This is a genomic window from Mucilaginibacter sp. P4_E8, from assembly GCF_056401495.1.
The window spans coordinates 1-1,412 of sequence record NZ_JBFUJG010000378.1; the positions used below are offsets into that span (position 1 = coordinate 1).

Here is a 1,412-nt window from a genome sequence, read left to right on the forward strand (position 1 = left end):
GCTTATTATAGTAACCCTAAACTCCTGTAAAAAAGAGAAAATCGCAACGGCAACCATTAATCCGGTTACAGTTGGTTTGTATGAATATACCAGCGGGGGTGGTAAAAGGATATTTATCCCTATTACACAAATAGGTACCCAGTCGTTTAGCTATTTTGGGGTATTTGATACCGGGTCATCAGGTATAACGATAGATGCAACGGGCATCCTGCCAGCTTCCATGATCACCACATCGGGCATACAGGTAACCGGCGACTCGGTAGTTGTAAACGGGATTACCGTAACTTCAAAAACCGGTACAGTAAGTTTTGGCGATGCTACAGGCACCACTAAAGAATATGGCAACCTGGCCTATGCCAGCATTAAAATAGGTAATACATCGGGAAATTATACATTTAAACGCGTTCCCATTTTTTTGTATTATAAGATAGTTGATGGAGATGGTAAGAAAATGGCTGCACATTCGGCTGATGTTTTTGGAGTGGGGCCAGGTACAAGCTATGCCAACAGCGAGATAACAAGTCCGCTAAGATATTTTGATACAGGTACGGGCCTTATAAGCGGTTTTAAACTGGCCACCTTAAATGCCACGAGCTTTAGCAGCACCGGTACTTATGTTTCCGGACTGCTCACCATGGGGCTAACCACCTCAGATCTTTCATCAGCTGGTTTTATTATGCATCCGCTTACTTATTATTCAAGCGGTGGTTATTCGCCAAATATACCCGGAACCATTTCCTACAGCGGAAAAACCATTGATGCACAGTTCCTGTTCGATACCGGAACGCCATCGGTTACTATTATTGAAGATAAACTGGCCACAACTTCATTGGGTCGGTTACCTGCAAATTCTCAGGTAACTTTAACCACCAATAAGGGTTTTACCTATACATATACTACCTCAAGTACAGGTAACCTTACCGAGATACAAAATCCTAATAACACAGCCGATTACCGGACAATTCTGAGTATCGACTTTTTTTTAAAAAACGAATACCTTACAGATTATACTAATCACCAGATCGGGTTAAAGAATAATTAATCTCCTAAAGTTGTTTTCATTTTCCCGGTTCATCGATACATAGTTGCAGGCATTACTATGCCAGTAATAAGGTATCGTAATCAAAATTACTTAGCCTTATTGGTGTCTTATAATTATACCTCTGCTTTGCTCTTAAAGCCAGTTTTATTTATTAAAAAATAAACTGCAGTATTATTATCTCMAATTCCTTTTTTTTTACTAAAATAATTAAGTAACTTTATTATAACCAATTTATAACCAGTTTATTTCCAAACCCCTAACCAGAAAGGAGCTCATTATGGGATGTGTTAGAAATATCTTATGTACTAAAAGCAAATCTCCAATTTTTGTAAGCCCGGATATTACTGTTTTTGAAGCACTGGAGTTAATG

At 38.7% G+C, this 1,412-nt stretch carries 1 protein-coding gene; it reads left to right on the forward strand.

All coding sequences use genetic code 11. From position 1 onward, the window contains the following. Window positions 1–1,042, forward strand: a 1,042-nt coding sequence (locus AC1DRQ_RS31545) for a hypothetical protein (protein WP_477430097.1), incomplete at its 5' end; no start/stop codon positions are given. Between the last annotated feature and the right edge of the window lie 370 nt (window positions 1,043–1,412).